Origin of the sequence: Kitasatospora sp. DSM 101779, assembly GCF_025655475.1 — a bacterium.
Lineage (GTDB): Bacteria > Actinomycetota > Actinomycetes > Streptomycetales > Streptomycetaceae > Kitasatospora.
The window spans coordinates 5,143,983-5,150,823 of record NZ_JAHTIK010000001.1; the positions used below are offsets into that span (position 1 = coordinate 5,143,983).

At 71.1% G+C, this 6,841-nt stretch carries 5 protein-coding genes; 3 read left to right on the forward strand and 2 right to left on the reverse strand.

Annotated elements, in window-relative coordinates; genetic code table 11:
* Nucleotides 1-578: 578 nt before the first annotated feature.
* Both hpf and KSNIM_RS23500 read left to right on the forward strand, forming a co-directional pair.
* Nucleotides 579-1,265, forward strand: a complete 687-nt coding sequence (hpf, locus tag KSNIM_RS23495; protein WP_263105138.1) for a ribosome hibernation-promoting factor, HPF/YfiA family — start codon at nt 579-581, stop codon at nt 1,263-1,265.
* A 163-nt stretch (nt 1,266-1,428) separates the two neighbouring features.
* Nucleotides 1,429-2,178: a response regulator transcription factor gene (locus KSNIM_RS23500; RefSeq protein ID WP_263105139.1), complete on the forward strand. Its 750-nt coding sequence runs from the start codon at nt 1,429-1,431 to the stop codon at nt 2,176-2,178.
* 16 nt (nt 2,179-2,194) lie between these two features.
* Here KSNIM_RS23500 and KSNIM_RS23505 read toward each other — a convergent pair whose 3' ends face one another.
* Nucleotides 2,195-3,340, reverse strand: a complete 1,146-nt coding sequence (locus KSNIM_RS23505) for a winged helix-turn-helix domain-containing protein (protein ID WP_263105140.1) — start codon at nt 3,338-3,340, stop codon at nt 2,195-2,197.
* Between the two features lie 267 nt (nt 3,341-3,607).
* Between KSNIM_RS23505 and secA the strand changes: the two genes are divergently transcribed.
* Entirely contained in the window at nt 3,608-6,361 is a 2,754-nt protein-coding gene (gene secA / locus KSNIM_RS23510; RefSeq protein WP_263105141.1) for a preprotein translocase subunit SecA, read from the forward strand.
* A 77-nt stretch (nt 6,362-6,438) separates the two neighbouring features.
* Here secA and KSNIM_RS23515 read toward each other — a convergent pair.
* Nucleotides 6,439-6,841 (reverse strand): Rv3235 family protein (locus KSNIM_RS23515; protein WP_263105142.1); only part of this gene is annotated, 403 nt, incomplete at its 5' end.

Genomic DNA, 6,841 nt, shown 5'->3' on the forward strand with positions numbered 1-6,841 from the left:
ATCGACCGGCCCGGCGCCGGCGCAGGTCAGCCGGGCCCGGCAGGCCGGGCAGAGCTGCCCACGGGGGCCGCCGCAGCCCGCGCACCGGGCGGGCAGCAGCAGGTCGAGCAGCCCGGTGTCGAGGAGGCCGGCGGCGAACGGCGTGGTCACGGGCGCCTCCCGGGCGCGCGGGGCACGGACGACGTGCACGAACGGGGCATCCGGCCCGGCCGGGAGTGCCGTACGGACTCTTGCCGGGTCGGGGACTGGGCCATACGGTGGGCGGCCCGGCGCGTGTTGTCCAGTCGTTCACCCCTGTTTCACTCCATGGAAGGTAAACAGAGGGTGACACCTGGACGGCCCGTTCGGTGTCGCCACGGTGTTCGACTGGGGAGGCGGAATCCCCGAGCGAGGTGTTCCATAAGGCACACAGGGGGTTTCAAGCGCTCCTGGTGGGGAGGAAGTGAGGTGAGGGCCAGTCGGGTTCGCCGCTCCCGGCGAAGGTGGGGGGCTGGTGGCGGACTGGCTGGTCCGGCTGGGTCTCAGTCCGGTCCGGGTGCGTTCCGGATCGGCGACAGCACAAGGGATCGGAGTTCTGCGTGGACATCGTCGTCAAGGGCCGCAAGACCGAGGTGCCCAAGAGGTTCCGCGAGCACGTGGCCGAGAAGCTGGAGAAGGTCCAGAAGTTCGACGGCAAGGTGATCAGCCTCGACGTCGAGGTGTCCAAGGAGCACAACCCGCGGCAGGCCGACCGGTCCGAGCGGGTGGAGATCACTCTCCGTACCCGCGGCCCGGTGATCCGGGCCGAGGCCGCCGCGAGCGACCCGTACGCGGCGCTCGACCTGGCTTCGGCGAAGCTCGACGCCCAGCTGCGCAAGTCCGCGGACCGGCGTCGGGTGCACAAGGGCGGCAACGGCCGCACCCCCGTCAGCGTCGCCGCGGCGACGGCCGCGCTGGCGAACCTGCCCGCGACGGAGCAGACCGAGGGCCCGGTCAACGGGTCGGCCCGCAAGACCATGATGGGATCGCTGGAGGTGGAGGGCGACGGACCGCTCGTCGTCCGCGAGAAGACGCACCCTGCAGCACCGATGTCGCTGGACCAGGCGCTGTACGAGATGGAACTCGTCGGCCACGACTTCTACCTGTTCGTGGAGAAGGACAGCGGCCTGCCGAGCGTGGTGTACCGCCGGCACGGCTACCACTACGGCGTCATCCACCTGAAGGAGGACGCGACGGCGATCGGCGGAGGCGCCGGCGGCGCGATCAACGCGCTCGACGAGGACTGATCCCGTCCCGTCGGCCGTACGGCAGATCGATCGACCGGTGACCCCGGCGGCCCGCGCCGCCGGGGTCACCCAGCTGGGCGGTCCGGTGTCGGAGGGTGATCAACGCCCCTGCGGTCATGGAATGATGGAGCCGACATCGAGCGGCGACCGGGGGGAGGAGCGGATGGGCGAGCCCATCGGCCGGGGTGCGCGTGGCCTGGGCGCGGACGGCGGGTCCGACGGTCCGTCGGGCTACGGAGGCCACCGCGCCGAACCGATCCGGGTGCTGGTGGTCGACGACCACGCCCTCTTCCGCCGCGGTCTGGAGATCGTGCTGGCCGAGGAGGAGGACATCCGGGTCATCGGCGAGGCGGGGGACGGCGCGGAGGCCGTGCTCAAGGCCGCCGACCTGCTGCCGGACATCATCCTCATGGACGTCCGGATGCCCCGCCGCAGCGGGATCGAGGCCTGCACCGCGATCAAGGACGTGGTGCCCAGCGCGAAGATCATCATGCTGACGATCAGCGACGAGGAGGCCGACCTCTACGAGGCGATCAAGGCGGGTGCCACCGGCTACCTGCTCAAGGAGATCTCCACGGACGAGGTGGCCACCGCCATCCGCGCGGTCGCCGACGGCCAGTCGCAGATCAGCCCCTCGATGGCGGCCAAGCTGCTCACCGAGTTCAAGTCGATGATCCAACGCCGTTCCGACGACCGGGAGTTGGTGCCCGCACCACGGCTCACCGACCGGGAGCTGGAGGTGCTCAAGCTGGTGGCGACCGGGATGAACAACCGGGAGATCGCCAAGGAGCTCTTCATCAGCGAGAACACCGTGAAGAACCACGTCCGCAACATCCTGGAGAAGCTGCAGCTGCACTCCCGGATGGAGGCCGTGGTCTACGCCATGCGCGAGAAGATCCTCGAAATAGGCTGAGCGCCGGCCGCCGGCCTCACAGCAGCTTCTCCAGGGCCGGGCGCAGCCGCTCGTCCGCCAGCAGCTCCACCCGGACGGCGTCGCAGCCCACCCAGGACGCCGCCTCGCGCAGGGCCTCGGCGAGCGGGGCGACGTACTTGGGCCCCTCCAGGGAGATCTGACGCGCCACCAGGGTGCTGCCCTCGCGCGCGGGGTCGACCCGGCCGACCAGCCGGCCGCCCGCCAGCAGCGGCATCGCGAAGTAGCCGTGCACCCGCTTGTGCTTGGGCGTGTACGCCTCCAGCCGGTGCGACATGCCGAAGATCCGCTCGGTGCGGGCGCGGTCCCAGATCAGCGAGTCGAACGGGGACAGCAGCGTGGTGCGGTGCCGCCCGCGCGGCTCGGAGGCGAGCGCAGCCGGATCGGCCCAGGCCGCCGCCGGCCAGCCCTCGACCTGCACCGGCACGAGTCCGGACGCCTCGAGCACCGCGTCGACCTGCGCGCCCTTGAGCCGGTGGTAGTCCATCAGGTCCGCCCGGGTGGCGACCCCGAGGGCTGCGCCCGCCTGCGCGACCAGCCGCCGCAGGCACTCCTCGTCGGGCAGGTCCAGTTCGAACAGCTCCGCCGGGACGGCCTGCTCGGCCGCCTCGTAGACCCGCTTCCAGCCGCGCCGCTCGGTGCACACCACGTCGCCGAAGGCGAGCGCCCGCTCCACCGCGATCTTGGTGTCGGACCAGTCCCACCACTCCGCCGTGCGCTTCGCGCCGCCCAGGCCCGTCGAGGTGAGCGGCCCCTCGGCGCGGAGCCGCTCCAGCACCGACCGGTACGTCTCCGGGGAGACCTGGTGGCCCCAGAGGTTGCCGCGGTCCCGGTAGGCGCGCCGGCGGAACGCGAACAGCGGCCACTCCTCCATCGGCAGGATGCAGGCCGCGTGCGACCAGTACTCGAAGGTCGTCTCCGAACCCCAGTAGGCGCCCTCGACCGCGGGGCGCCCCACCGCGCCGAGCCGGGCGTAGGGGACGAGTTCGTGCGACCGGGCCAGCACCGAGATGGTGTCCAGCTGGACGGCGCCCAGGTGCCGCAGCACCCCGCGCACCCCGCCGCGGCGGTCCGGGGCGCCCAGGAGCCCCTGGGCGCGAAGGGCGATCCGGCGGGCCTGGTCGGCGGAGAGCATGACGGTCATGCCGGGCAGCGTAGGCCCCGGCGCCGACAACGGGCGGGCCGCCGGGAACCCGGGGGCCCCGCCGGAGGTTGTCGAGGAGGAGGCGGTGCGGTGACCGTTTTGCCCCGGGGCCGGTGCTTCACAGTGCTTTGCCCCTGCGGGTGACACAGGAATACCGTGCTGACGGACCTCCCGGCGGCTTGGCCTCCTCGCATACGATGGCCCGTACGGTGGGGTAGGTCTCGCCGACTGTCGTCCAGAGCCGATCCAGGCAAGGAGCCCGCTCACGTGTCCGTCTTCGACAAGATCCTGCGCGCAGGCGAAGGAAAGATCCTTCGCAAGCTGCAGCGGATTGCCGCCCAGGTCAACTCGATCGAAGAGGACTTCGTCAACCTCACCGACGACGAGCTTCGTGCGCTGACCGACGAGTACAAGGCCCGGCTCGCCGAGGGCGAGAGCCTGGACGACATCATGCCCGAGGCCTTCGCGACCGTCCGCGAGGCGGCCAAGCGCGTGCTCGGCCAGCGCCACTACGACGTCCAGATCATGGGCGGTGCCGCGCTGCACTTCGGCTACGTCGCCGAGATGCGCACCGGCGAGGGCAAGACCCTGGTCGGCACCCTGCCCGCGTACCTCAACGCGCTCACCGGCAAGGGTGTGCACCTGATCACCGTCAACGACTACCTCGCCGAGCGCGACTCGGAGTGGATGGGCCGGGTGCACCGCTTCCTCGGCCTCGAGGTCGGCGTGATCCTGGCGAACATGACGCCGGCCGAGCGCAAGCGCCAGTACGGGATGGACATCACGTACGGCACGAACAACGAGTTCGGCTTCGACTACCTCCGCGACAACATGGCCTGGGCGCAGGACGAGCTCGTCCAGCGAGGCCACAACTTCGCGATCGTCGACGAGGTCGACTCGATCCTGATCGACGAGGCCCGCACCCCGCTGATCATCTCCGGCCCGGCCGACCAGGCCACCAAGTGGTACAACGACTTCGCCAAGCTGGTGCAGCGCCTCAAGCGCGACCGCGACTACGAGGTCGACGAGAAGAAGCGCACCGTCGGCATCCTGGAGGAGGGCGTCGGCCGGGTCGAGGACTACCTCGGCATCGACAACCTCTACGAGTCGGTGAACACCCCGCTGGTCGGCTTCCTCAACAACGCCATCAAGGCCAAGGAGCTCTACAAGGTCGACAAGGACTACGTCGTCATCAACGGCGAGGTCATGATCGTCGACGAGCACACCGGCCGCATCCTGGCCGGCCGCCGCTACAACGAGGGCATGCACCAGGCGATCGAGGCCAAGGAGGGGGTGGAGGTCCAGAACGAGAACCAGACGCTGGCCACCATCACCCTGCAGAACTTCTTCCGCCTCTACGACAAGCTCTCCGGCATGACCGGTACCGGCACCACCGAGGCCGCCGAGTTCCACCAGATCTACAAGCTCGGCGTGGTGCCGATCCCCACCAACAAGACGCCCCGCCGCATCGACCAGCCCGACCTGATCTACAAGTCGGAGCCGGCGAAGTTCGCCGCGGTGGTCGAGGACATCGCCGAGAAGCACGAGAAGGGCCAGCCCGTCCTGGTCGGCACCGTCTCGGTCGAGAAGTCCGAGTACCTCTCCCAGGAGCTGCGCAAGCGCGGCATCCCGCACGAGGTCCTGAACGCCAAGCACCACGAGCGCGAGGCGCAGATCGTCGCGCAGGCCGGCCGCAAGGGCGCCGTCACCGTCGCCACCAACATGGCCGGCCGCGGCACCGACATCATGCTCGGCGGCAACGCCGAGCACCTGGCCGCCGCCGAGCTCGCCCAGCGCGGCATCACCCCGGAGGACACCCCGGAGGAGTACGAGGCCGCCTTCCCGAGCGCCCTGGACAAGGCCAAGGAGGCCGTCAAGGCCGAGCAGGAGGAGGTCCAGGAGCTCGGCGGCCTGTACGTGCTGGGCACCGAGCGCCACGAGTCCCGCCGGATCGACAACCAGCTGCGCGGCCGCTCCGGCCGCCAGGGCGACCCGGGCGAGTCCCGCTTCTACCTGTCGCTCGGCGACGACCTGATGCGCCTGTTCAAGGCCGGCATGGTCGAGCGCGTCCTGTCGATGGCCAACGTGCCCGAGGACGTGCCGATCGAGTCCAAGATGGTCACCCGCGCCATCGCCTCCGCGCAGACCCAGGTCGAGCAGCAGAACTTCGAGATCCGCAAGAACGTCCTCAAGTACGACGAGGTCCTCAACCGCCAGCGCGAGGTCATCTACGGCGAGCGCCGCCGCGTCCTGGAGGGCGAGGACCTGCAGGAGCAGGTCGGCCACTTCATGGACGACACCGTGGAGGCCTACGTCACCGCCGCCACCGGCGAGGGCTTCGAGGACGACTGGGACCTCGAGAAGCTCTGGACGGCCCTCAAGCAGCTCTACCCGGTCGGCGTCGACCTGGACGAGCTGGAGGAGGAGGCCGGCGGCACCGCCGGGCTCACCCCCGAGTTCCTCACCCAGACCATCCAGGAGGACATCCAGGCCGCCTACGGCCGCCGCGAGGACCAGCTCGGCGAGCAGATCATGCGCGAGCTGGAGCGCCGCGTGGTGCTGTCCGTGCTGGACCGCCGCTGGCGCGAGCATCTCTACGAGATGGACTACCTCCAGGAGGGCATCGCGCTGCGCGCCTACGCCCAGCGCGACCCGCTGGTCGAGTACCAGCGCGAGGGCTACGACATGTTCGCGGCCATGATGGAGGGCATCAAGGAGGAGTCCGTCGGCTACCTGTTCAACCTGGAGGTCCAGGTCGAGCAGCAGGTCGAGGAGGTGCCTGTCGCGGAGGACGCCGTCGTCCTGGAGAAGAGCGACGCCCGTCCGGAGATCAAGGCCAAGGGCCTGGAGGCCCCGGCCCGCCAGCGGCTGCACTACACCGCGCCGACCGTCGACGGCGACGACACCGTCATCGAGGGCGACTTCGACGACGCCGCGGCCGACGAGGGCGACGGCATGACCCGCGCCGAGCGCCGCCGCGCCGCCAAGGCCGCCGGCCGCGGCCGCCGCCGCAAGGGCTGACCCGCAGCGACACCGCCCGCAGGGCGCCGCACCCCGACCGGGGCGGCGCCCTGCGGCGTTCCCCGGTACGGCCGCGGTCAGCGCGCCTCCACCGCCGCGCACTGCCACTGCTCGGTCCGCCGGTGCCGCTCCAGCCGGAAGGCCACCATGTGGTGGCGCGGACCGAACTCCACCCGGACGCACACCTCCAGGGCGTCCGGCGCGGGCGCCGAGTCGTACACCCGGCCGAGCCGGGTCTGCGGGGCGCGCCCGCGCGGCCGCAGCGGGCCCGTCCGGACGAGTGCGGCGAGCTGCTGGTAGCCCTGCAGTGTGCTGTGCCGCTGCAACTGGCCCACCGGGCGGTTCCCGGTCAGCACCTCGACCAGCCGGTGTGCGAAGCGGAGCGCAAGATCGCCCTGCCCGGCCCCGCGGGAGGGCGCGCACTCCGACCGCGGCCGCCGCGGCGGCCGCGACCCGGGGGTCACCGCGGGAGCTCCCGCC

Coding starts and splice junctions, on each gene's coding strand:
- KSNIM_RS23500 (WP_263105139.1), top strand. CDS start 1,429: ATGGGCGAGCCCATCGGCCGGGGTGCGCGTGGCCTGGGCGCGGACGGC.
- KSNIM_RS23505 (WP_263105140.1), bottom strand. CDS start 3,340: ATGACCGTCATGCTCTCCGCCGACCAGGCCCGCCGGATCGCCCTTCGC.